The organism is Cribrihabitans neustonicus, assembly GCF_048820895.1.
Classification (GTDB): Bacteria; Pseudomonadota; Alphaproteobacteria; order Rhodobacterales; family Rhodobacteraceae; genus Cribrihabitans_A; species Cribrihabitans_A neustonicus.
Genome location: NZ_JBMERQ010000008.1, coordinates 55587 through 77794 on the forward strand (window position 1 = coordinate 55587; position 22208 = coordinate 77794).

Annotated in this window: 21 protein-coding genes; 8 read left to right on the forward strand and 13 right to left on the reverse strand. The window is 67.7% G+C overall.

Going from position 1 to position 22208, the window contains the following annotated elements; translation table 11 throughout:
• Positions 1-42: 42 nt before the first annotated feature.
• From ACOHWE_RS15540 to ACOHWE_RS15555, 4 genes are all read right to left on the reverse strand, one after another.
• Positions 43-978, reverse strand: a complete 936-nt coding sequence (locus tag ACOHWE_RS15540; RefSeq protein WP_420667631.1) for a sterol desaturase family protein — start codon at positions 976-978, stop codon at positions 43-45.
• Positions 975-1457: a hypothetical protein gene (locus ACOHWE_RS15545; RefSeq protein WP_420667632.1), complete on the reverse strand. Its 483-nt coding sequence runs from the start codon at positions 1455-1457 to the stop codon at positions 975-977. Before ACOHWE_RS15545 ends, ACOHWE_RS15540 begins: the two co-directional genes overlap by 4 nt.
• 87 nt (positions 1458-1544) lie before the next feature.
• Entirely contained in the window at positions 1545-1886 is a 342-nt protein-coding gene (locus ACOHWE_RS15550; protein ID WP_420667633.1) for a hypothetical protein, read from the reverse strand.
• Positions 1887-2042: 156 nt separating this feature from the next.
• Positions 2043-2603 (reverse strand): TlpA disulfide reductase family protein, encoded by a 561-nt coding sequence (locus tag ACOHWE_RS15555; protein ID WP_420667634.1) that lies wholly within the window; start codon positions 2601-2603, stop codon positions 2043-2045.
• 23 nt (positions 2604-2626) lie between these two features.
• Here ACOHWE_RS15555 and argH point away from each other — a divergent pair, with 23 nt between their 5' ends.
• The 5 genes from argH (at position 2627) to ACOHWE_RS15580 (ending at position 9055) form a co-directional block, all read left to right on the forward strand.
• On the forward strand, positions 2627-4018 hold the full coding sequence (argH, locus tag ACOHWE_RS15560; RefSeq protein ID WP_420667635.1) for an argininosuccinate lyase: 1392 nt from the start codon (positions 2627-2629) through the stop codon (positions 4016-4018).
• A 29-nt stretch (positions 4019-4047) separates the two neighbouring features.
• Positions 4048-4224, forward strand: coding sequence for a hypothetical protein (locus ACOHWE_RS15565; RefSeq protein WP_420667636.1), 177 nt, complete (start codon positions 4048-4050; stop codon positions 4222-4224).
• Between the two features lie 28 nt (positions 4225-4252).
• Positions 4253-4399, forward strand: a complete 147-nt coding sequence (locus ACOHWE_RS15570) for a hypothetical protein (RefSeq protein ID WP_420667637.1) — start codon at positions 4253-4255, stop codon at positions 4397-4399.
• Positions 4400-5142: 743 nt separating this feature from the next.
• Positions 5143-6408, forward strand: a complete 1266-nt coding sequence (lysA, locus tag ACOHWE_RS15575) for a diaminopimelate decarboxylase (RefSeq protein ID WP_420667638.1) — start codon at positions 5143-5145, stop codon at positions 6406-6408.
• Between the two features lie 37 nt (positions 6409-6445).
• A complete protein-coding gene (locus tag ACOHWE_RS15580; protein ID WP_420667639.1) occupies positions 6446-9055 on the forward strand; it encodes a TIGR02302 family protein in 2610 nt (869 codons plus the stop codon).
• 92 nt (positions 9056-9147) lie between these two features.
• Here ACOHWE_RS15580 and ACOHWE_RS15585 read toward each other — a convergent pair whose 3' ends face one another.
• Positions 9148-10023: a zinc-ribbon domain-containing protein gene (locus ACOHWE_RS15585; RefSeq protein ID WP_420667640.1), complete on the reverse strand. Its 876-nt coding sequence runs from the start codon at positions 10021-10023 to the stop codon at positions 9148-9150.
• Positions 10024-10221: 198 nt separating this feature from the next.
• Here ACOHWE_RS15585 and ACOHWE_RS15590 point away from each other — a divergent pair, with 198 nt between their 5' ends.
• Genes ACOHWE_RS15590 through ACOHWE_RS15600 form a run of 3 tightly spaced genes read left to right on the forward strand, consistent with a single transcriptional unit; the run spans position 10222 to position 12550 of the window.
• Positions 10222-10899 carry a cell division ATP-binding protein FtsE gene (locus ACOHWE_RS15590; RefSeq protein ID WP_420667641.1) on the forward strand — a complete coding sequence of 226 codons (678 nt, stop codon included), beginning with the start codon at positions 10222-10224 and terminating at the stop codon, positions 10897-10899.
• Positions 10896-11804 carry a cell division protein FtsX gene (locus ACOHWE_RS15595; RefSeq protein WP_420667642.1) on the forward strand — a complete coding sequence of 303 codons (909 nt, stop codon included), beginning with the start codon at positions 10896-10898 and terminating at the stop codon, positions 11802-11804. Before ACOHWE_RS15590 ends, ACOHWE_RS15595 begins: the two co-directional genes overlap by 4 nt.
• Positions 11801-12550 carry a lysophospholipid acyltransferase family protein gene (locus tag ACOHWE_RS15600; RefSeq protein ID WP_420667643.1) on the forward strand — a complete coding sequence of 250 codons (750 nt, stop codon included), beginning with the start codon at positions 11801-11803 and terminating at the stop codon, positions 12548-12550. Before ACOHWE_RS15595 ends, ACOHWE_RS15600 begins: the two co-directional genes overlap by 4 nt.
• Before the next feature lie 343 nt (positions 12551-12893).
• Here ACOHWE_RS15600 and lpdA read toward each other — a convergent pair whose 3' ends face one another.
• From lpdA to ACOHWE_RS15640, 8 genes are all read right to left on the reverse strand, one after another.
• Positions 12894-14285 carry a dihydrolipoyl dehydrogenase gene (lpdA, locus tag ACOHWE_RS15605; protein WP_420667644.1) on the reverse strand — a complete coding sequence of 464 codons (1392 nt, stop codon included), beginning with the start codon at positions 14283-14285 and terminating at the stop codon, positions 12894-12896.
• Between the two features lie 188 nt (positions 14286-14473).
• Positions 14474-14884, reverse strand: a complete 411-nt coding sequence (locus ACOHWE_RS15610) for an MAPEG family protein (protein ID WP_420667645.1) — start codon at positions 14882-14884, stop codon at positions 14474-14476.
• Entirely contained in the window at positions 14881-15150 is a 270-nt protein-coding gene (locus tag ACOHWE_RS15615) for a hypothetical protein (protein WP_420667646.1), read from the reverse strand. The genes ACOHWE_RS15610 and ACOHWE_RS15615 overlap by 4 nt, the downstream gene beginning before the upstream one ends.
• A 75-nt stretch (positions 15151-15225) precedes the next feature.
• Positions 15226-16764 (reverse strand): 2-oxoglutarate dehydrogenase complex dihydrolipoyllysine-residue succinyltransferase, encoded by a 1539-nt coding sequence (odhB, locus tag ACOHWE_RS15620; RefSeq protein ID WP_420667647.1) that lies wholly within the window; start codon positions 16762-16764, stop codon positions 15226-15228.
• A 13-nt stretch (positions 16765-16777) separates the two neighbouring features.
• Positions 16778-19729, reverse strand: coding sequence for a 2-oxoglutarate dehydrogenase E1 component (locus tag ACOHWE_RS15625; protein WP_420667648.1), 2952 nt, complete (start codon positions 19727-19729; stop codon positions 16778-16780).
• A 201-nt stretch (positions 19730-19930) separates the two neighbouring features.
• Positions 19931-20815, reverse strand: a complete 885-nt coding sequence (gene sucD / locus ACOHWE_RS15630; protein ID WP_420667649.1) for a succinate--CoA ligase subunit alpha — start codon at positions 20813-20815, stop codon at positions 19931-19933.
• Between the two features lie 13 nt (positions 20816-20828).
• The gene (locus ACOHWE_RS15635; protein ID WP_420667650.1) at positions 20829-21656 is read right to left on the reverse strand and encodes a glycosyltransferase family 25 protein; all 828 of its coding nucleotides are present in this window, start codon (positions 21654-21656) and stop codon (positions 20829-20831) included.
• 100 nt (positions 21657-21756) lie between these two features.
• Entirely contained in the window at positions 21757-22194 is a 438-nt protein-coding gene (locus ACOHWE_RS15640) for a hypothetical protein (RefSeq protein ID WP_420667651.1), read from the reverse strand.
• Positions 22195-22208 lie beyond the last annotated feature (14 nt).

Genomic DNA, 22208 nt, shown 5'->3' on the forward strand with positions numbered 1-22208 from the left:
GTCAAATCCCGGGCAGTTTCCCCGCCGGGCCGGTGCCATTTCTCAGCGGCGGGCAAAACCCGGCGTGCCCGCTTCTTCGGGGTGGCGCGCAAGGTGCTTCGCCTTGATCGCGGCGGAGGTGTCGCGGCTGCCGTCGTGGCTGTAGCCGGGCGGCGCCAGCGCGTAGGCCAGCCGCTGCCGCCAGGTGAGCCCGGGCTGGCGCATGTCGGCAAGCATCCCCGCCCATTCGTGGAAGGCCACCCGCAGCGGGTTGAAGGTGGCGATGTTGCGGACCAGGCCGTAGTCCGGCTTGTCGTGGTCCTGTTCCGGCACGAAGGTGCCGAAGATCCGGTCCCAGATGATGAAGACGCCCGCGTAGTTGCAGTCGAGGTAGCGCGGGTTGCGGCCATGGTGGGCGCGGTGGTGGCTGGGGGTGTTCAGCACCGCCTCGACCCAGCGCGGCAGGCGGGTGATTGCCTCGGTATGGATCCAGAACTGGTAGACCAGGTTCACGCCCCCGACGAACAGCACCAGCGCCGGGTGAAAGCCCAGCAGCACCATCGGCGCCTTCACCACCATCATGAAGGTGAAGGTGCCGGTCCAGGTCTGCCGGAGCGCGGTGGTCAGGTTGTAGTGCTGGCTGGAGTGGTGGTTGACATGGGACGCCCAGATCCAGCGCACCCGGTGGCCCAGCCTGTGCACCCAGTAGTAGCGCAGGTCGTCCAGCACAAAGCAGACCGCGAGCGCCCAAACCGAGGTGCCGAGATCGAGCGGCGTGAGGCGCCAGAGAAACATCAGGAATCCCCAGGCCAGGAAGCCCAGGAGAAGCCCCTCTGCCACGCTGCCTGCCCCCATGATGAGCGAGGTGGCGGCGTCCCGCGTCTCGTAGCGGCCGCCGCGTTTCCTGAGGCTGATCCAGAGGATCTCGGCCAGAATGGCGGCGATGAAGAAGGGCACTGCGAGCTGGGTGGCATCGGGATAGGCGAGGGCGTCCGTCATGCGCGGGCTCCGGAACTGGGGGCAGGGGTAGAGGGTGGGCAGAAAGAAGAACGGCAGTCCGGGGAGAGGCTGGCGGCAGGCAGGCGGGCGAGCCAGGCGGCGCGTTCCTGTTCCGTGAGCGTGATGGTGAGGCCGGGGGCGGCAAAATCCGCGAATGCCGCCCGGAGCCCGGCGGGGGCCGGGGAAATGCGTGCGCCCTCAAGACTGCGCGCGGCTGTGTCGGCGCCGAAGGACCAGACCAGGCCGGGAAAGCCAGGTGCGGCAGAGCCGGAGCTGGGGCAGGGCAGCAGCAGCGCCGCGTCCTGTGCGGCGTTCACCAGAATCTCGCCGGGAGCGGCCTCAGGGTCATGCCGGAGCCAGGCTTGGCGGGCACTCGCGGCATCCAGAACGGCCCGCTGCGACCGGCCGGTCAGATGCAGCAGGGCGGCAATTGCAGTAATCCCGCCAGCCACCAGGGCCAGCAACAAGGGTAGCGGCATGATTTCCTCCCGCCGCCAGAGTGGCGCCGGGCCCGGCCGCCTGTCAAAGGTGGCGTGGGGTCAGGCCGGGTTCAGTTGGGCCAAGGTTCAGCCGGCAAGCGGCACTTTCGGCGGTTCAGCCAGCCCCTCCATCCGCACCACGCGTTCGACGAACGGCACCAGACCCTCCGGGCCGGACGCGCGGTCCTTCAGGTGGATGCAGAGATCAGGGCGCTGCTCGGCGATGATGCCGACCAGGTCGCCGCGGATGCGGTCGTCGAGTCCGGCGCCCATGATCACGCATCTGATGCGGGGTTCAGTCTCTAACTGGCGCACCACCTCGGCGTGGTCATGCGCGCCCAGCCATTCGATCGGCAGATGCTCCAGCTCGCGCGCCACATTGCCGATCACATGCGGCAGCTTGCCGATCAGCAGCACTACAGGTTTCATCTCTCTCTCCTCCACTCTGCACGGCGGCGGCGGGCGGCAAGGGCTGCGGCCCGCCTTAGCAAGAGGCCCGCCAAAGCAAGAGGGTAGAGCGTTTTGCCGCCGGGTCAGCCCGGAAGCGGCGGAGTCCGCAGCCCGGGACAAGGGCAGCCGCGCTGTTCAGCCCTCGATCATCTTGGAAATGATCGCCTTGGCGCTTTCCGAGTTCCACTCGGCATCGCCCAGCAGCCGCGCCACTTCCTGGCCCTCGCGGTCCAGGAGCACCGTGATCGGCAGGCCGATCACCGCCATCTCCCGCGCCAGGGCCTGTTTCGGGTCCTGGTGGCGGGGCAGATTGGTGACGCCGATCTCGTCGAAGAACTTCTGGATGCCCGCGGGGGAGTTGCGCCCCGTCGCGATGGTCAGGACCTCGAAGTCCTCGCCGCCCAGCTCCTCCTGGAGTTCAGCCAGCTGCGGCATCTCCTTGCGGCAGGGGGCGCACCAGGTGGCCCAGAAGTTCAGAAGCACCACCTTGCCCTTGTAGTCGGCCAGTGTCGCGGTGCCCGCGTCATCGGCGAGCTGGAAGGCGGCATCGGAGACCGGTTTCGGCTCGGCATGGACCACCAGTTTCCTCATGTCCCCCTGGCGCAGCGCCTCCAGTGCGGGACCATCGGCGGCAAACGCCGCATTTGCACCCAGAGCAAGGGCCATATAAAGGGTGAGCTGACGAAACAGACGCATTTTATCTCCGGGGTTTCACCACAATGACAGATCAATCCTCGAACCAGATGTGGGGCGGCCGCTTTGCCGCCGGCCCGGACGCGATCATGGAGGCGATCAACGCCTCGATCGGGTTCGACAAGCGGATGGCAGCCCAGGACATCGCCGGTTCCAGGGCCCACGCGGCGATGCTCGCCGCCACGGGTGTGATCAGCGATACCGATGCGGAGGCCATTCGGGAAGGGCTGCTCACCGTTTTGTCAGAAATCGAAAGCGGCAAATTTGCCTTCTCCACCGCGCTGGAGGACATCCACATGAACGTGGAGGCCCGCCTGAAGGAGATCATCGGCGAGCCCGCGGGCCGTCTGCACACCGGCCGCTCGCGCAACGACCAGGTGGCGACCGACTTCAAGCTCTGGGTGCGCGACCAGCTGGATGCTGCGGAAGCGGGCCTCCTGGCGCTGATCCGGGCGCTGCTGGCGCAGGCCGGGGCGGGCGCGGACTGGGTGATGCCGGGCTTCACCCACCTGCAGACCGCGCAGCCGGTGACCTGGGGCCACCACATGATGGCCTATGTGGAGATGTTCGGCCGCGATCTGTCCCGCGTGCGCGACGCGCGGGCACGGATGAACGAATGCCCCTTGGGCTCCGCCGCGCTGGCGGGCACCTCCTTCCCGATCGACCGGGAGATGACGGCGCAGGCGCTGGGCTTCGACCGGCCCACGGCGAACTCGCTCGATGCGGTCTCCGACCGCGACTTCGCGCTGGAGTTCCTCTCGGTGGCGTCGATCTCTGCCATGCACCTCAGCCGCTTTGCCGAGGAGCTGGTGATCTGGTCCTCCGCGCAGTTCCGCTTCGTGACCCTGTCGGACCGTTTCTCCACTGGCTCCTCGATCATGCCGCAGAAGAAGAACCCGGACGCGGCCGAGCTGATCCGCGCCAAGGTGGGGCGGATCTTTGGCGCCAATACCGCGCTGATGATGGTGATGAAGGGGCTGCCCTTGGCCTATTCCAAGGACATGCAGGAGGACAAGGAACAGGTCTTTGACGCCGCCGACAACTGGATGCTGGCGCTGGCGGCGATGGAGGGCATGGTGAAGGACATGACCGCCAACCGCGAGAGCCTCGCGGCGGCGGCGGGCTCGGGCTTCTCCACCGCGACCGACCTCGCGGACTGGCTGGTGCGGGTGCTGAAGGTGCCGTTCCGCGACGCCCACCACGTGACTGGCACGCTGGTGGCGATGGCCGAGGCGAGCGGCTGCGACCTGCCGGACCTGTCTCTGGCAGACATGCAGGGGGTGCACGCGGGCATCACCGAAGACATCTTCACTGTGCTCGGGGTCGAGAACTCGGTAAACTCGCGCCAGTCCTATGGCGGCACCGCGCCGGACCAGGTGCGGGCGCAGGTGGCGCGCTGGCAGGAGATCCTGGGCTGAGCGCCCGGGTGAAGCAGGGGGAGAGGCCGATGACCCGTTTGCTGATGGTACTGGGCTGCGCCCTGTCGCTTGCTGCCTGCGGTGCGGATGGCGAGCCGGTGCGCCCGTCGCTCAACGCCGGCATCGGCGTGGGCGGCGGCGGCGTTCATGCAGGCGGCAGCGTCGGCCTGCACAAGGGGCCGCTCAACGTTTACCTCGGGTTCTGAACGGGAACGGCCCGGAAAGGAAAGCGGGATGAAACAAGCTGTCGCGGCCCTGGCCCTGCTGGCCCTTGCCGCCTGCGAGACCGGCGGTTCAGGTGCAGACCAGCCGCAGGACGCGCCCTCGGGCGGCGTGAGCATCTCCGGCTACGCCCGCATCGGCGCGTCGCATACCTTCTGAGCCAAGTTCCGCTGCGGCCTGCGGCAGCGGGCGGCTCCCGCGCCTGAAGATGCTCCCTGCGGGATCATATTGCAGCCTTGGGCCGGGCGCCGGGCTGACGCCCGGCGCGGCGCTGCTGCTTGCGGAGTGGCAGAAAGGCAGCGAACCGAGGCGGGACACCGGGCGGTTTCTTTTTTGCTGAGAAACGTTTGAGGGGCAGATTTGCCCCTCAAGCGCCTTATCGAGTTTATCGAAGAGGGCGCGTCAAGGGTGAACGGCGCTGCGCGCCGCCGCCGACGCGGGCCTTGACTCGCCGGCGCGGTCTGGCGTTGCGGCTCGGCGGTGCGGCGGAATGGTGGCGTGCCCGGAGGGGGGATACCGCGGCCTGGGACCATGCACCGGGACCGGGAAGGGCCAGCGGCTGCTGGTGTTTGATCAGATGGCGGGCCGGGGCGGAAGATCGGGCGGTTTCTTTAAGCTGAGAAGCGCTTGAGGGGCAGGTTTGCCCTCAAGCGCCTTGTCCAGAGTATCAAAGTGGGCGCGTCAAGGGTGAACGCCGCTGCGCGCCGCCGCTGGCGCGGCCCTTGACCCGCCGGCGCGGCCTGGCCCCGCCGCGCGTGAGCGCGGCGCACGGCCCAACGGGAGCGGGGGCATCTTGGATGCGCCTTGCGACGGGCGGGAGGGGACGCGGGCGGCGGGGTGCCACGCCCCGCTAGGGCGGAATCAATTGATCCGCCTGCCCGTTTTGCCCTAAACGCCATCCCATGGATCACTTTCTCTACCGCGACGGCGCGCTTTACGCCGAGGATGTTCCCGTCACCGAGATCGCCGCGGCGGTGGGCACCCCGTTCTACGTCTATTCCACCGCCACCCTGCTGCGCCACTTCCGGCTGTTCGACGAGGCGCTGGAGGGCACCGACCACCTGGTCTGCTACGCGATGAAGGCGGCGAGCAATCAGGCGATCCTGAAGACCCTGGCGCAGGCGGGCGCGGGCATGGATGTGGTGAGCCAGGGCGAATACCTGCGCGCCAAGGCGGCGGGCGTGCCGGGGGAGAAGATCGTCTTCTCCGGCGTCGGCAAGACCGCGGAGGAAATCCGCGTGGCCCTCACCGGCGGCATCCGCCAGTTCAATGTCGAGAGCGAGCCCGAGATGGAGGTGATCAGCGCCATCGCCGCCGAACTCGGCACCGTGGCCCCGATCACCATCCGGGTGAACCCGGACGTGGACGCCAAAACCCACGCCAAGATTGCCACCGGCAAATCCGAGAACAAGTTCGGCATCCCGATTGCCCGCGCCCGCGAAGTCTATGCCCGCGCCGCCGCGCTGCCGGGGCTGGAGGTGGTCGGCATCGACGTCCACATAGGCTCGCAGCTGACCGAGCTGGAGCCGTTCCGCCTCGCCTACCAGAAGGTCGCGGAGCTGACCGAAACTCTGCGCGCCGACGGTCATGACATCCGCCGCCTCGACCTCGGCGGCGGCCTGGGAATCCCCTACGAGCGCTCCAACAGCGCTCCGCCTCTGCCGGTGGAATACGGCCAGCTGATCAAGGACACCCTGGGCCATCTGAACTGCGAGATCGAGATCGAGCCGGGCCGGCTGATCGCAGGCAATGCGGGCCTGATGGTTTCCAAGGTGATTTACCTGAAGCAGGGCGAGGGCCGCGATTTCCTGATCATCGACGGCGCCATGAACGACCTGATCCGCCCTGCCATGTATGAGGCGCATCACGACATCGTGGCGGTGATCGAACCCGCGCCGGGCGTCGACAGCCAGCCCTATGACATCGTCGGCCCGGTCTGCGAGACCGGCGACACCTTTGCCCGCCAGCGCGCAATGCCGCCAGTGGCGCCGGGGGACCTGATCGCCTTCCGCAGCGCCGGCGCCTATGGCGCGGTGATGGCGAGCGAGTACAATTCCCGTCCGCTGATCCCGGAGGTGCTGGTGCATGGGGATCAATTTGCGGTCATCCGCCGCCGCCCGGACTTTGACGAAATGATAAACCGCGATACCATCCCGGAGTGGCTCTGACGCGATCCGGCGCGGGCCATTGGCAGGGGAGCCCCGCATGGCCCGCAATACGGACCGCACCTGCGGCACCGAAGACACGCTGGAGCAGCTCAAGCGCCCCCTGGCCCTGACCCGGGCCGGGATGGCGGCTGAGCGCAGCTTGCGCGCCTTCTGGCCGTTCGCCTCGGTGGTGATGGCGGCTTTGGCGGCGCTGATGCTGGGGCTGCATGAGCTTCTGCCGGTTGAAGCCGTCTGGACCGGCACCGTGGCAGCGGTGCTGGGCGGGCTGACGGCTCTGGGCTGGGGCCTCTGGCGCTTCCGCTGGCCGAGCCGCGCCGCTGCGCTTGCGCGGCTGGATGGAACGCTGCCGGGCCGGCCGGTCAGCACGCTTCTGGATCAGCAGGCCATCGGCGCGGATGATCCCGCCTCGGCCGCGCTCTGGCAGGCGCATCAGCGCCGCATGGCCGAGGCCGCGCGGCGCGCCCGAGCGCCTGCGCCGGATCTCAGGCTTGCAGCCGCCGACCCGTTCGCGCTGCGCTATGTGGCGGCGCTTGCGCTGGTGGTGGCGCTCCTGTTCGGCTCTATCTGGCAGGTGGCCTCGGTCCGCGGGCTGGCGCCCGGCGGCAACGGCTCGGCGCTGGGCGGTCCGGCCTGGGAGGGCTGGGCCGAACCGCCCGCGTACACCCGCCTTCCGGTGCTTTACCTCAACGACCAGGCAGAAGGCCCGCTGGAGCTGCCCGAGGGCAGCAAGGTGACACTGCGCTTCTATGGTAAGGCGGGAGCGCTGTCGCTGGCGGAAACCGTCTCGGGCCGCGCCGGCGCGGAGGTCCCGCCCGCGGCGCCGATGCATGAATTCGAGGCCGCGCACTCCGGAACGCTGGAGATCGAGGGCCCAGGCGGGCGCAGCTGGTCTGTGGAGGTGATTGCCGATCAGCCGCCCAAGGCCGCCGCGGCGGGCGATCCCGAGCTGGACGCGGGCGGCGAGACCGCGATTGCCTATTCCGCCAGCGATGACTATGGCGTGGCAGGCGGCACGCTGACCATCACGCTGGACCTCGCCAGCGTCGAGCGGCGCTATGGTCTCACCATCGACCCGGACGCCCGCGAACCCATAGTGGTGGACCTGCCCCTGCCGATCACCGGCGGCCGCAAGGCCTTCACCGAAACCCTGGTCGAGGATTTCTCCGAGCACCCCTGGGCCAACCTGCCGGTCACCTACAGCATTGCCGTCAGCGACGAGGCCGGGCATGAGGCCGATGCGGCGGCGTACAGCGCGCCGCTGGTCACGCGGCGGTTCTTCGACCCGCTGGCGGCGGCGGTGGCGGAGCAGCGGCGGGACTTGCTGTGGTCGCGCGCGAACGCGCCGCGGGTGGCGCGCATCCTGCGCAGCCTGTCGCACCGGCCAGAAGGCGTCTTCCGTGATTATGGGGATTACCTGCGCCTGCGCAGCATTCTGCGCCGGCTGGAGAGTTACATCGCCCAGAACGCCCTGCCCGAACCGCGGCAGGAAGAAGTGGCCGCTGCGCTCTGGGCTCTGGCGCTGCATATGGAGGAAGGCGACATTGGCGATGCCCTGGAACGGATGCAGCGCGCTCAGGAACGGCTCAGCCAGGCAATGCGCGACGGCGCCAGCAATCAGGAGATCGCCCGCCTGATGCAGGAGTTGCGCGAGGCCACCCAGGACTACCTGCGCCAGCTCAGCCGCCAGGCAGAGGCCGGGCCGGAACAGCCGGGCGGCGGCGATCAGAATACGATGACGCTGAGCCAGGACGACTTGCAGGCGATGATGGACCGCATCCAGGAACTGATGGAACAGGGCCGCATGGCCGAGGCCGAACAGGCCCTGCGCGAGTTCCAGCAGATGATGGAGAACATGCGGGTGACCCGCTCCCAGGGAGGGCAGGGCGCTGATGCAGGCCGCGAGGCGATGGAGGGGCTGGCGGAAACCCTGCGTGAACAGCAGGGGCTCTCGGACCAGGCTTTCCGCGACCTGCAGGAGCAGTTCAATCCCGGTGCCCAGAGCGGCGAGAGCCAGGGCAACGAAGGCCGCGAGGGGGGGCTGGGCCGCGGCCAGTCCCATCAGGACGGCGGCCAGGAGGGCGCGGGCCGCGGCAGCGAGGCCGGCCGCGGCGAGGGCGGAAACCGCCAGAGCCGCGGCCCGGACGGCGGCGCTCAGGAGCCGGAAGCGGGCAGCCTCGCCGACCGCCAGGACGCGCTGCGCCGTCAGTTGCAGCGCCAGCAGCAGGGACTGCCCTTTGCGGGCGGCGAGGCGGGCGAGGCCGCGCGCGAGGCGCTCGACCGTGCGGGCCGCGCCATGGAGGGTGCGGAAGAGTCTTTGCGCGGCGGCGATCTCGCCGATGCCATCGGCCGCCAGTCCGAAGCGATGGAGGCGCTGCGCGAAGGCATGCGCAGCCTCGGCGAAGCGCTGGCGCAGCAGCAGCAGGGCCAGCCGAACGGCCAGGGCCAGCCGTCGGCGACGGCGCGCGGCGACCGGATGGACCCGCTGGGCCGCAACAGCCGCGGCACCCTGGACGGCGGCGAGGTCGGCGAGGGCCAGGCCTACCGCCGCGCCTGGGATCTGCTGGAGGAAATCCGCCGCCGGGCCGGCGACCGCGAGCGCGGCGACAGCGAACGCGGCTACCTGCAGCGGCTGCTCGACCGCTTCTGACTGCAGCTTGGGCGCGGCGGCGCGGCTGGGATGCGACGCCCGCTGCCCCGCGAACTCCCGGGATCGGGGGCCCAGGGGGCGGAGAAGGTTTTCTACGCTGCGGTGAGCGACTTCACCTGCACGTCCAGCCACAGCCGCAGCTGGTCGACCCAGGCGACATAGCCTTCCAGCGCGCTGCCCGCCTGCGGCAGATACTCGGCAATCAGTGGCGCGTTGGCATAGGTCATGACCAGCGCCAGCATCACCAGCAGCGACAGCGTAAAGCCGCGGGCAAAGCCACCCTGTCTGCGCCGCACGGAGCCGGTGCCGTCGGCTGCTCCGGCCGCGGTGGCGCTTTCGCCTGCGCGCAAGGTGGAGTTGATCTCTTCGATATCGGGCAGCAGGTCGCGGCGGGAGCCTGCTGCGGCGGCCTCGGTCTCCAGACCGTTGCGCCGCCAGTCCTGATCCCGCGCTTCGGCTGCGGGACGGGCCCCGCGGCGGGCACGGGCGATACGCTCGGGCTGCTCATGGTGCTCGGGGCGTTCTGCGCGGCGCGGGCGTGCGGGCGGCCCGCCGGGCATTGCGTCAAGGCCGAGGTCGGGCTGGGTTTCCAGCGCCTGGGCTTCGGCTGCGCGCAGGGCGGACTCGCGCGCCGCCTCCTCGCGCAGGATGTCGGACAGTTCCGGGTCAAGCCCGCGGGCCCGCGGGGCAGGCGGTTCGGGGGCGGGTCCGGGGGCAGGGTCGTGCTGGGGAGTTTCCGGCGCAGGCGTGCCGGATTCCGGCGCGTCAGGTGCAGCCGTTTCAGGCGCCTCGGGCTTGGTGTGTTCCGGGCGCGTGGTGTCTGGTGCCTGCGCCGCCGCTTCTTCTGCAACCCCGGGCTGGAACCAGGTCTGGTCGCACTCCGAGCACTGCACGTCCCGGCCCTCGGCGGGAATGACGTCATCCGGCACTTCGTACTGGGCGGCGCAATTCGGACAGGTCAGGCGCATTGCTCTCTCCTCGGCGCCGGCGCCCGCGGCCGCCGGCAGGTTGTTTTCCAGCGATCATAGGTAGTTCCGCCCCGCCATAAAAGGGCCAATCGCGGTGTGGCCCGGCCGCCCTCCGCCACGGCGGCTCTGCCGCAACAGCAGCCATTGAATCTGACGGGGCCTTGGGGCACAACGGCACGGAAAAACAAGGGGGCAGCGGTGATCGAGCTGGACGAGGTGGGCTACAATTACGGCGGCGGCGAGTTGCTGTCCGGCGTCTCGGTGCGGCTGGCGCCGGGCTCGTTCCACTTCCTCACCGGTCCCTCCGGCGCAGGCAAGACGACGCTCCTGAAGCTCTGCTACGGCGCGCTCACTCCGACCGCAGGGCGGGTGCGGGCCTTCAACATGGATGTGAAGGGGCTGGACCGGGACCAGATGGCCTATTTGCGCCGCCGTGTCGGCGTGGTGCACCAGGACTGCCGCTTTCTCGACCATTTGCCGGTAATCGAGAACATCGCCCTGCCGCTCACCGTCTCGGGACGCGGTCTTTCGCAGGAGGAAGCCAACCTGCGCGAGCTCCTGAACTGGGTGGGCCTGGCCGACCGCGCCGATGCGCTGCCGCCGGAACTCTCGGGCGGGGAGCGGCAGCGGGCGGCGCTGGCCCGCTCCTTGATCCTGTCCCCCGACGTAATCATCGCGGATGAGCCCACCGGCAACGTCGACTGGGAGATGTCGCAGCGGCTGCTGCAGCTTCTCGTGGAGCTGAACCGGATGGAGAAGACCATCCTGGTCGCCACTCACGACCTGTCGCTGATCCGCGCCGCCAAGAACCAGGTGCAGGCGCGGGTGCTGAGGATCTCGGGCGGGCGGCTGCACTCGGCGGGGGCCGATCTGTGAGCGGCGGGCGGTCCGCGCGGCTGCGCCAGCTGATCCTGGGCGATGCCCAGGCCGACCGGGTGGTGCCGCCGAGCGGCTTCACTGCCCATCTCACGCTGTTTGCCGCGGGGGCGATGGCGTTCCTCGCGGTCTTTGCGCTGGCGCTGTCTCTGGCCTCGGGGCGGCTGGCGGACCGCTGGGCCTCGGAACTCGCGCGCGCTGCTACCCTGCGCATCAACGCCCCTGCTGAGCAGCGCGCGGCGCAGACCGAAGCGGCGCTGGAAATCCTGCGCCAGACTCCCGGCGTTGCCCAGGCACGGGCGCTGAGCGTGGAGGAGCAGGCCGCACTGCTTGCGCCCTGGCTCGGCTCCAGCCTGCCTGCCGAAGATCTGCCGGTGCCGCAGCTGATCGAGGTGACGGCGGATGATCCGGGCTACGACGCCACCGGGCTGAGGCTGCGGCTGCAGGCCGAGGTGCCGGGCGCCGTTCTCGATGACCATGCCCGCTGGCGCGCGCCGCTGGTCGACGCCGCCCGCGCGCTCAGGCGGCTGGCCTGGGTCTCGATCCTGCTGATCGGCGGCGCGACGGCCGCGATGATCACGCTGGCCGCCAATGCCGCGCTGGCCGCGAATGCCCAGGTGATCGAGGTTCTGCGGCTGGTTGGCGCGCTTGACAGCTACATCGCGCAGGCCTTCGTGCGCCGCTTCACTCTGCGGGCGCTGATGGGCACTGCCGCGGGCGTGGCTTTGGGAATGGCCGGGGTCTGGCTGATGCCCGCCGCCTCGGAAGAGGGCGGCTTCCTGACCGGGCTTGGCTTCCAGGGCTGGGGCTGGCTGGCGCCGCTGCTGATCCCGCCGCTGGGCGCGCTGGTGGCCTTTGGCGCCACCGCCCGCGCGGCGCGCAAACGTTTGGGGGAACTTACGTGAAATCCGCATTCCAGTGGCTGCGCTCGGCCCTGTTCGAATTCCAGATCTACCTGGCGATGGCGGTCATCGGGCTGGTCTTCGCGCCCTGGGCGCTGGTTTCGCGCCGCGGCGCGAGGGTGGCCTGCAAGAGCTACTGCCGCTGGGTGCTGTGGACGGCGCGCTGGATGGTCGGCATCAAGAGCGAGGTGCGCGGCCCGGTGCCCGAGGGCGAGGTGATCATAGCCGCCAAGCACCAGAGCTTCCTCGACATCCTGATCATCTTCAACGCCGTGCCTTCGGCCCGCTTCATCATGAAGCGCGAGCTTCTGTGGACCCCGGTGATCGGCATCTATGCCAAGCGCCTGGGCTGCGTGCCGGTGAACCGCGGCAAGCGCGGCGCCGCCATTGCGAGGATGGTCAAGGGCGTCGCCGCCGAAAGCCGCGAGCCGGGCCAGCTGATCATCTATTCGCAAGGCACCCGCGTGGCGCCGGGGGTCAAAAAACCGTACAAGGTCGGCACCGCGGTGCTGTATCAGGCGCTGGGTCAGCCTTGCGTGCCGGCCGCCACCAACGTGGGCCTGTTCTGGCCGCGCAAGGGGCTGATGCGCAAGCCGGGCCTGGCGGTGGTGGAATTCCTGCCGCCCCTGGAGCCGGGGCTCGGGCGGGAAGAATTCATGGCAAGTCTGGAAGAGCAAGTCGAGCGCCGCTCGGACGCATTGATGCGGGAAGCGGGGTTTGAGCCGGATGGAGTATATCAGCAGTCTTGACGAGCTGGAGGCGCTTTACGGGGGACCGGGAGCGCGTGCCGGCCGGGGGCTGTTCCGCCCGGTCGGCCGACTGAGTGGCTTCTTCGCGGGAAGAGACTAGCTGCGCTTTGACGGCGCGCGCGGGGGCGATGCCAGCAGACGTGACTGGCAGTTTATCCCGGCAAAGTCCGTATGCCCTCCCGAGGGACCACCCAGCCGAAGCCAAATCGCCGCCGCGTGGGGGCGCGGCGGCGATGCGCGGCGGCCTTGCGGCCTTGTTCCGCGCTGAGGAGAAACGGACCGGGCAAGAAAAAAGGCAGCTCCGGGGAGCTGCCTTTGCGTTTCAGTGCCGGTGCGCGCCGGATCAGCTGTGGATCGCGCCGTCGCCGCAGGCCAGCGCCGCCTCGCGCACCGCTTCGGAGTAGGTCGGATGCGCGTGGCAGGTGAGCGCAACATCCTCGGCCGAAGCGCCGAACTCCATCGCCACGCAAAGCTCGTGAATCAGGTCGCCGGCACCGGGGCCGATGATCGCGGCGCCCAGGATGCGGTCGGTTTCCTTGTCGGCGATGATCTTGACGAAGCCGCCCTCGGCCTGGTGCACGGCCTTGGCGCGGGCATTGCCCATGAACATGAACTTGCCGACCTTGACCTTCTTGCCCTCGGCCTTCAGCGCGTCTTCGGTCGCGCCGACGGTGGCCACTTCCGGAGTAGTGTAGACCACGCCCGGGATCACGCCGTAGTTCACGTGGCCATGCTTGCCCGCGATCACCTCGGCCACGGCCATGCCCTCGTCCTCGGCCTTGTGGGCGAGCATCGGGCCTTCGATCACGTCGCCGATGGCGTAGATGCCCTTCACGTTCGTGGCCCAGGTCTTGTCGGTGGCGATCTGGCCGCGCTCGGTCATCTTCACACCCAGCGCATCGAGCCCCAGCCCCTCGGAGTAGGGCTTGCGGCCGGTGGCGACCAGCACCACGTCGGCATCGAGCGTTTCCTTATCGCCGCCCTTCTTGGGCTCATAGGTCACCTTGGCTTTGCCCTTGCCGGTCTCCACGCCCTGCACCGCGGCGCCCATGATGAACTTCAGGCCCTGCTTTTCCAGGATCCGCTTGAAGCTGCGCTGCACGTCCTTGTCCATGCCGGGGCAGACCGCGTCGAGGTATTCCACCACGGTCACGTCGACGCCGAGGCGGGCATAGACCGAGCCCAGCTCCAGGCCGATCACGCCCGCGCCGATCACCACCATCTTCTTGGGGATCTTCGGCAGCTCCAGCGCGCCGGTGGAGGAGACCACCTGCTTCTCGTCGATCTCCACGCCGGGGATCGAGGCGGGGACCGAGCCGGAGGCGATCACGATGTTCTTCGCCTCATGGGTGTCGCCGCCGACCTTGACCTTGCCCGCCTCGGGGATCGAGGCCCAGCCCTTGATCCAGTCGATCTTGTTCTTCTTCATCAGGAACTCGACGCCGCCGGTGTTCTGGCCGATGACCTCGTCCTTGTAGGCCTTCATCTGGTCCCAGTCGACGGAAGGCGTTTTGCCCTTGAGGCCCATGTGCGCGAAGTTGTGCTCTGCCTCGTGCAGCAGGTGGGTCGAGTGCAGCAGCGCCTTCGAGGGGATGCAGCCGACGTTGAGGCAGGTGCCGCCGAGCGTCTCGCGGCCCTCCACGATGGCGGTCTTCAGGCCCAGCTGGGCGCAGCGGATGGCGCAGACATAGCCGCCGGGGCCGGCGCCGATTACGATCACGTCATAAGAGGCCATTACAAGGTCCTTTCTTCAGAATGGGCGTGGTCCAAGCGGGGTGAGTCCCCTGCACCCCTTAGGCAGCGGGCCTACACCGGCTTGGACGGATTTGACAGAGAAGTGTTGCGCAGGGCGCAAGCCGGGGAGGGGGCGCTGCCCCCGGCCCTGGCGGGCCTCCCCCGGAGTATTTGGAGAAAGATGACAGGTCATAGCAGCGCCGCCAGCAGCATGAGCGCGGTGGCGAGGCAGCCGGCGCTCCAGATCAGGCTGCGCCAGGGCACCCAGCCGAAGGCATAGGCCGGGATGTAGAGCAGGCGCGCGCCGAGGTAGGCATAGGCGCAAGCCGCGGTGAGGGGCGAGCTTTTGCCTGCCAGCGTGACCGCGAGGCAGGCGATGGTGAACAGGATCAGCCCTTCGAAGTGGTTATTCATTGCCCGGTAGAGCCGCGCAGTGCGCCTCGAGACCTGGTCCTGCAAATCACCGCCCAGCCGGTCCCGGTCGCGGGGGCCGAGCGTCTTGCCCTGGCCAAGCTCCAGGTTGGCAGGCACCGCCATCAGGGCGATCTGAACCACCTGCAGAAGCGCAGCAAAGGTGAGGGCGGTGAGTTCGGGGGTCACGTTTGCTGCCTCCGGGCTTTTACCCATAGGCAAAACGGGTAAATCCAGCCAAGGGCAGTATAAAGCGCAAACCCTTTCGACGACGGGCGTTCCAACTGCTGCGGAGAGGAAACGGGCAAAAACAAGAGCGTGACACCGGCGCAGAGCAGCCAGATCCAGAACCAAAATGCAATCGGACGCTGAGCTTTCCACGCAATCACGCGGTGTTTAAGCGCAAACAGCCTGGGGTATTCCTTTTCAGGATCCGGTTCCGGTTGATAGCTCATACAGCCCACGCAATGCCTTAAAGAAACACGCATCGGGCCGCTGATGGGCCCGATGCAATCCGGATGCGCCTGTTTTTACAGATCCATCAGCAGCCGGCGCGGGTCCTCGAGGGCTTCCTTGACGCGGACCAGGAAGGTCACCGCGCCTTTGCCGTCGACGATGCGGTGGTCGTAGCTGAGCGCCAGGTACATCATCGGGCGGATCTTGATCTCGCCGTCGATGACCATCGGGCGCTCCTGGATCTTGTGCATGCCGAGGATGCCGGACTGCGGCGGGTTCAGGATCGGCGAGGACATCAGCGAGCCGTAGACGCCGCCGTTGGAGATGGTGAAGGTGCCGCCCTGCATCTCCGCCATCGACAGCTTGCCGTCGCGGGCGCGCTTGCCCTTCTCGGCGATCGCCTTCTCGATCTCGGCAAAGGACATCCGGTCGGCGTCGCGGATCACCGGCACCACCAGGCCCTGCGGGGTGCCAGCGGCAACACCCATGTGCACGAAGTTCTTGTAGACGATGTCGGTGCCGTCGATCTCGGCGTTGACCTCGGGCACTTCCTTCAGCGCATGGCAGCAGGCCTTGGTGAAGAAGGACATGAAGCCGAGGCGCACGCCGTGCTTCTTCTCGAACTGGTCCTTGTACTGGTTGCGCAGCGCCATCACCTCGGTCATGTCCACCTCGTTGTAGGTGGTCAGGATCGCGGCGGTGTTCTGGGCGTCCTTCAGGCGCTTGGCGATGGTCTGGCGCAGGCGCGTCATCTTCACCCGCTCCTCCCGCGCGGCGTCATCGGCCGAGACCGGGCCGCGGACCTGGGCGGCGGGCGCGGGCGCGGCGGCGGGTGCGGATTTCGCGGCGGCGATGGCGGCGGCCACGTCTTCCTTCATGATGCGGCCATCGCGGCCGGTGCCCTTCACGTCCGAAGCATTGAGGCCCGCTTCGGCCATCGCCTTCTCGGCGGAGGGGGCGTTGGCGACGTCCTTGCCTCCCGACGTTTCCGGGGCAGCTTCGGCCGCGGCTTCGCCGTTGCCGGATTTAGCGGCGGGCTTGGCAGCGCCCGCGCCGCCCGAGATCACGCCGAGCTTTGCATCGGCGGTCACGGTCGCGCCTTCTTCGGCGCTGATTTCTGCGAGCACGCCCGCGGCCGGTGCGGGGACCTCGACGGAGACCTTGTCGGTTTCCAGTTCGCACAGCATCTCGTCCTGGGCGACGCTGTCGCCGACCTTCTTGAACCAGGTGGAGACGGTGGCCTCGGTCACCGATTCCCCGAGCGCAGGCACCATGATGTCGGTGCTGGCACCGGCATCCCCGGTTCCGGAGGCTTCGGGCTCGGCAGCGGCGGCTTTTTCGCCGCGGGGCTTCACGACTTCGGGGCCGGCCGCGTCGGATTCGGCGATGTTGGCGAGCAGCGCATCGGCGCCGACGGTTTCGCCTTCGCCCGCGACGATGTCCTCCAGCCGGCCGGAGGCCGGGGCGGGCACCTCGACGGTGACCTTGTCGGTCTCCAGCTCGCAGAGCATTTCATCGGCAGAGACCTGATCGCCTGGCTTCTTGAACCAGGTGGCTACCGTTGCTTCGGTCACGGATTCGCCCAGGGCGGGCACGCGCACTTCGGTGGTCATATCAAATACTTCCTCAGATGCTCAGCGCTTCGTTCACGAGCGCCTCTTGTTGGGCTTTGTGTTCGCTGGCCAGGCCGGTCGCGGGCGAGGCCGAGGTGGCGCGGCCGACATAGATCGGCCGGGTGTGCTTGGCGCCGATCCGGGTCAGCACCCACTCGATGTTGGGCTCGATGAAAGTCCAGGCGCCCTGGTTCTTGGGCTCTTCCTGGCACCAGACCATCTCCGCCTGCTTGAAGCGCTCCAGCTCTTTCACCATGGAGATCGCGGGGAAGGGATAGAACTGCTCGATCCGCATCAGGTAGACGTCGTCGATGCCGCGGGCGTCGCGCTCCTCCAGCAAGTCGTAGTAGACCTTGCCCGAGCACATGACGACGCGCTTGATGTTGCCGTCCGCCACCAGCTGGGTGTCGGAGTTGCCATGCTGGGCGTCATCCCAGAGCACCCGGTGGAAGCTGGAGCCGGTGGTGAACTCATCGGCCTTGGAGACCGCGAGCTTGTGGCGCAGCAGCGACTTCGGCGTCATCAGCACCAGGGGCTTGCGGAAGGTGCGGTGCAGCTGGCGGCGCAGGATGTGGAAGTAGTTCGCAGGCGTCGTACAGTTCGCCACGATCCAGTTGTCCTGGCCGCACATCTGCAGGAAGCGCTCGAGCCGGGCGGAAGAGTGCTCCGGCCCCTGGCCCTCGAACCCGTGCGGCAAGAGACAGACAAGGCCCGACATGCGCAGCCATTTCGACTCACCCGAGGAAACGAACTGATCGAACATGATCTGAGCGCCGTTGGCGAAATCGCCGAACTGCGCTTCCCAGAGGGTGAGCGCGTTGGGTTCGGCCAGCGAGTAGCCGTATTCAAACCCCAGCACCGCATATTCGCTGAGCGCTGAATCGATCACTTCGAATTGCGACTGGCCGGACCGGATGTTGTTGAGCGGGTAGTAGCGCTCCTCGGTCTCCTGGTTCACGATGCCGGAATGGCGCTGCGAGAAGGTTCCGCGGGTGGCGTCCTGGCCCGCCAGGCGCACCGGGTATCCTTCCAGCATCAGCGAGCCGAAGGCGAGCGCCTCGCCGGTGGCCCAGTCGATGCCTTGGCCGTTCTCGAACATCTTGGCGCGGGCGTCGAGGAAGCGTTTCACGGTGCGGTGCACCGGGAAGCCCTCGGGCAGCCGGGTCAGCGCCTGGCCGATTTCCTTGAAGGTCTCCGGCTCGACCGCGGTGCGGCCGCGCTGGTAGTCGGCGTCCTGCTTGTCCAGATGCGACCAGCGCCCGTCCAGCCAGTCGGCCTTGTTGGGCTTGTAGTTCTTGCCGGCCTCGAACTCCTCGTTCAGCATCGCCTGGAAGGCGGCCTTCATATCCTCGATCTCGCCCTCGGGGATCAGGCCATCCTTGACCAGCCGCTCGGTATAGAGGCTGAGGGTAGTCTTGTGGCCCTTGATCTTCTTGTACATCAGGGGGTTGGTGAACATCGGCTCATCCCCCTCGTTGTGGCCGAAGCGGCGGTAGCAGAAGATGTCGAGCACCACGTCCTTGCCGAACTTCTGGCGGAACTCGGTCGCCACCTTAGCGGCGTGCACCACTGCTTCCGGGTCGTCGCCGTTGACGTGGAAGATCGGCGCCTCGACCACCAGGGCGTTGTCGGTCGGGTAGGGGGAGGAGCGCGAGAAATGCGGCGCGGTGGTGAAACCGATCTGGTTGTTCACCACGATGTGCATGGTGCCGCCTGTGCGGTGGCCGCGCAGGCCGGAGAGCGCAAAGCATTCCGCCACCACGCCCTGGCCCGCGAACGCGGCGTCGCCGTGCAGCAGGATCGGCAGCACCTGGGTACGGGTCTTGTCGCCCAGCTGGTCCTGCTTGGCGCGGACCTTGCCCAGAACCACCGGGTTCACCGCTTCCAGGTGCGACGGGTTGGCGGTCAGGCTGAGGTGGACCTCGTTGCCGTCGAACTCGCGGTCGGAGGAGGCACCGAGGTGGTATTTCACATCGCCGGAGCCGTCCACGTCCTCGGGCTTGAAGCTGCCGCCCTGGAATTCGTGGAAGATCGCCCGGTAGGGTTTCTGCAACACGTTGGCGAGCACCGACAGGCGGCCGCGGTGCGGCATGCCGATCACGATGTCCTTCACGCCAAGCGCGCCGCCGCGCTTGATGATCTGCTCCATCGCCGGGATCAGGCTTTCGCCGCCATCAAGGCCGAAACGCTTGGTGCCGGTGTATTTGACATGCAGGAACTTCTCGAAGCCCTCGGCCTCGACCATCTTGTTGAGGATCGCCTTGCGGCCCTCGCGGGTGAAGGTGATTTCCTTGTCGTAGCCCTCGATCCGCTCTTTCAGCCAGGCGGACTGCTCGGGGTCGGAAATATGCATGTACTGCAGCGCGAAGGTGCCGCAGTAGGTGCGCTTCACGATGCCGACGATCTGGCGCATGGTTGCAACCTGCAGGCCAAGCACGTTGTCGATGAAGATCGGCCGGTCCATGTCGGCGTCGGTGAAGCCGTAGGTCCTGGGGTCCAGTTCCGGGTGCGGGGTCTCGGCGCGCATGCCCAGCGGGTCGAGGTTGGCGGCCAGGTGGCCGCGGAAGCGGTAGGCGCGGATCAGCATCAGGGCGCGGATCGAATCCAGCACCGCGCGCTGCACGTCCTTGTCGGAGATCTCGACGCCCTTCTCGGATGCCTTGGCCTTGATCTTTTTGCCTGCGGCCTCGGCCTCAACCGGGTCGGGCCACTGGCCAGTGAGCGCGCTGGTCAGCTCATCGGCAGGCGCGGGCGGCCAGTCGGACCGGGCCCAGGACGGGCCGGTGGCCTCCGCCTTCACGTCCAGTTCGGCGTCGCCCATGCGGCGGAAGAACTCCCCCCAGGCGGCGTCCACCGCATTCGGATCATTGGCGTACTGGGCGTAGAGCTGCTCCAGATACTCCGCATTGTGCCCCTGCATGAAGGAGGAGGCGTGGAAGAGGTCATTGGGGCTTTGGTCGGTCATGAGGTTACCTCTAGCGGATTGGGACCGTATGGGTTTCGGCCCGGAGGCCGCGCCCCGCAATGTGGACTGCGGGGGTATTCAATGTCTTAAACCGCGCCTGATCGCCACTGCGGGGCGGCCGGGCCGGAGCATCAGACAGAAGCGCCCGGCGGGAACCGCCGGGCCGTGCCTGCCGTGCAGATGCCCCGCAGGCCCGCGGTCTTACTTGCCGATCGCCTTCAGCACGGCTTCGCCCAGGCCCGCCGGGCTTTCAGCGACGACGATGCCTGCCGACTTCATCGCTTCGATCTTGTCCTCGGCGCCGCCCTTGCCGCCGGCCACGATGGCACCGGCATGGCCCATGCGGCGGCCCGGAGGCGCGGTGCGGCCGGCGATGAAGCCAGCAACCGGCTTCTTGCGGCCCTTCTTGGCCTCGTCGGCCAGGAACTGCGCGGCTTCTTCCTCGGCGGAGCCGCCGATCTCGCCGATCATGATGATGCTCTCGGTCTCGTCATCGGCCAAGAACCACTCCAGCACGTCGATGTGCTCGGTGCCCTTGATCGGGTCGCCGCCGATGCCCACGCAGGTAGACTGGCCAAGGCCGACGTCGGTTGTCTGCTTCACGGCCTCGTAGGTAAGCGTGCCGGAGCGCGAAACAACCCCGACCGAGCCGCGGCGGTGGATGTGGCCGGGCATGATGCCGATCTTGCAGGCATCCGGGGTGATCACGCCGGGGCAGTTCGGGCCGATCAGGGTGGACTTGGAGTTCTCCAGCGCCCGCTTCACCTTCATCATGTCGAGCACCGGGATGCCTTCGGTGATGCAGACGATCACTTCCATCTCGGCGTCGATCGCCTCCAGGATCGAGTCGGCGGCAAACGGCGGCGGCACGTAGATCACGGAGGCGTTGGCCTCGGTCACGTGCTTGGCTTCATGCACGGAGTTGAAGACCGGCAGGTTCAGGTGCGTCTGGCCGCCCTTGCCGGGGGTCACGCCGCCGACCATCTTGGTGCCGTAGGCGATGGCCTGCTCGGAGTGGAAAGTGCCCTGCGAGCCGGTGAAGCCCTGACAGATGACTTTGGTGTTTTCGTCGATGAGGACTGCCATGTCGTCGGTTCCTTCAAGCGATAGGTGTCTGTTGGTTCTGTGGGGTGGCCAAAGCGCGGCCGTCGAAGCGGATTTTTTCGAGGGTGGCCCGCCCCAAGACCACACTGGGAAGTATTCGGAAGCCGCCGCGGAACTCGTAGATCCCGCGGCGGAGTTTCTGGCGGATCAGCGGCCAGCCGGTGGGGCGGTGGCGCGCCGGGCCAATGGCGTGTTCGCCGGGGGCCTCGTTGCCCTGTTCGGCGAGGGCCGGCTGGACCTGGTAGACCTTGATGCCGCGCGCGGGCGCGGAGGCATCGAAGTTGAACAGCAGGTTGTCGAGCGTGATGGCGAAGGGACGGCTGTCCAGCAAATGCTGCGCCGCCTGCCGCGAGATCACATAGGCCGCGCCGCCCGCGTGGCGGGACAGCAGCCTGCGCACCTCGCGGCCCATGTGGGTAAAGCCGCCCTTGGCAAGCGCCACCTGCAGCCGTTTTGCCCGCCAGCGCTCGAACTTGACGATGCCGGCATCGGCAGGCCACCAGGAGAGGTTCGCAAGCCAGGCGCCGGTGTCGGGCGACAGGAACACGTCATCCTCCAGGATCAGTGCCACCTCGGCATCGGACGCCAAGAGCGCCTCCCAGGCCTTGGCATGGCTCAGCGTGCAGGCCATGTCCTTGGTCTGGAAGTAGCCCCAGTTGCCCTCGGGCTCGCACTGCCTGAGCATCTCCTCGCGGCTGACGACGGTGCTGTCCACCGCGTCGACACGCGTGGCCTCGAGCCCGGCCTGATCCAGCTCGCGCTGCATCAGCTCCGCCCGGCCCGTGGCCTGCGCCAAGCCTATGAGGAAGACGGCGGCTTTCACGGTGCATTGCCCTCCAAGACGCAAGGCCGCATCCCGCGATCAAACATGCCGAACGAGCAATATTTGGTTTTGCCAATGATGCGTGGCACGGGATCGGTTCCTATTTCTGCAACGGAGAACTGGATACGAACGAGAAGGCTGGGACTTCACCACTTACACCGCCCACTCTGTAGCGCTCCTTCCGGCCTACCAAGCCCTCTCCCAGAAAGGAGAACGCAGTTTCGACCGTAGGGTTTGCTGAGGTGGAAAGCAGGCACAGCATGTTTGCCTCGACCTCGCCCGACATCGACTTGATGGTCAGCCCGGAATAGAGAAACGCCGTGTTTCCTGTGATTGCGGAGTCCCAGTAATCCGGGCCTGGAAAATCGATTTTCTCAAGGCCTTTCGCGAACTTATCCAGATGGCTTGCGGCCTTCTTCTGGCAAATGGTATCGGCAGCCACGAGAGCGGGTGCAGTGAAGCGGAAGCTGCCCTCGCGGGTGATCTCGACTGCCTGCGCCGAATTTGCGGCGGCGCAAGCTGCCATTGCCAAAAGCATGGATCGCATACCGA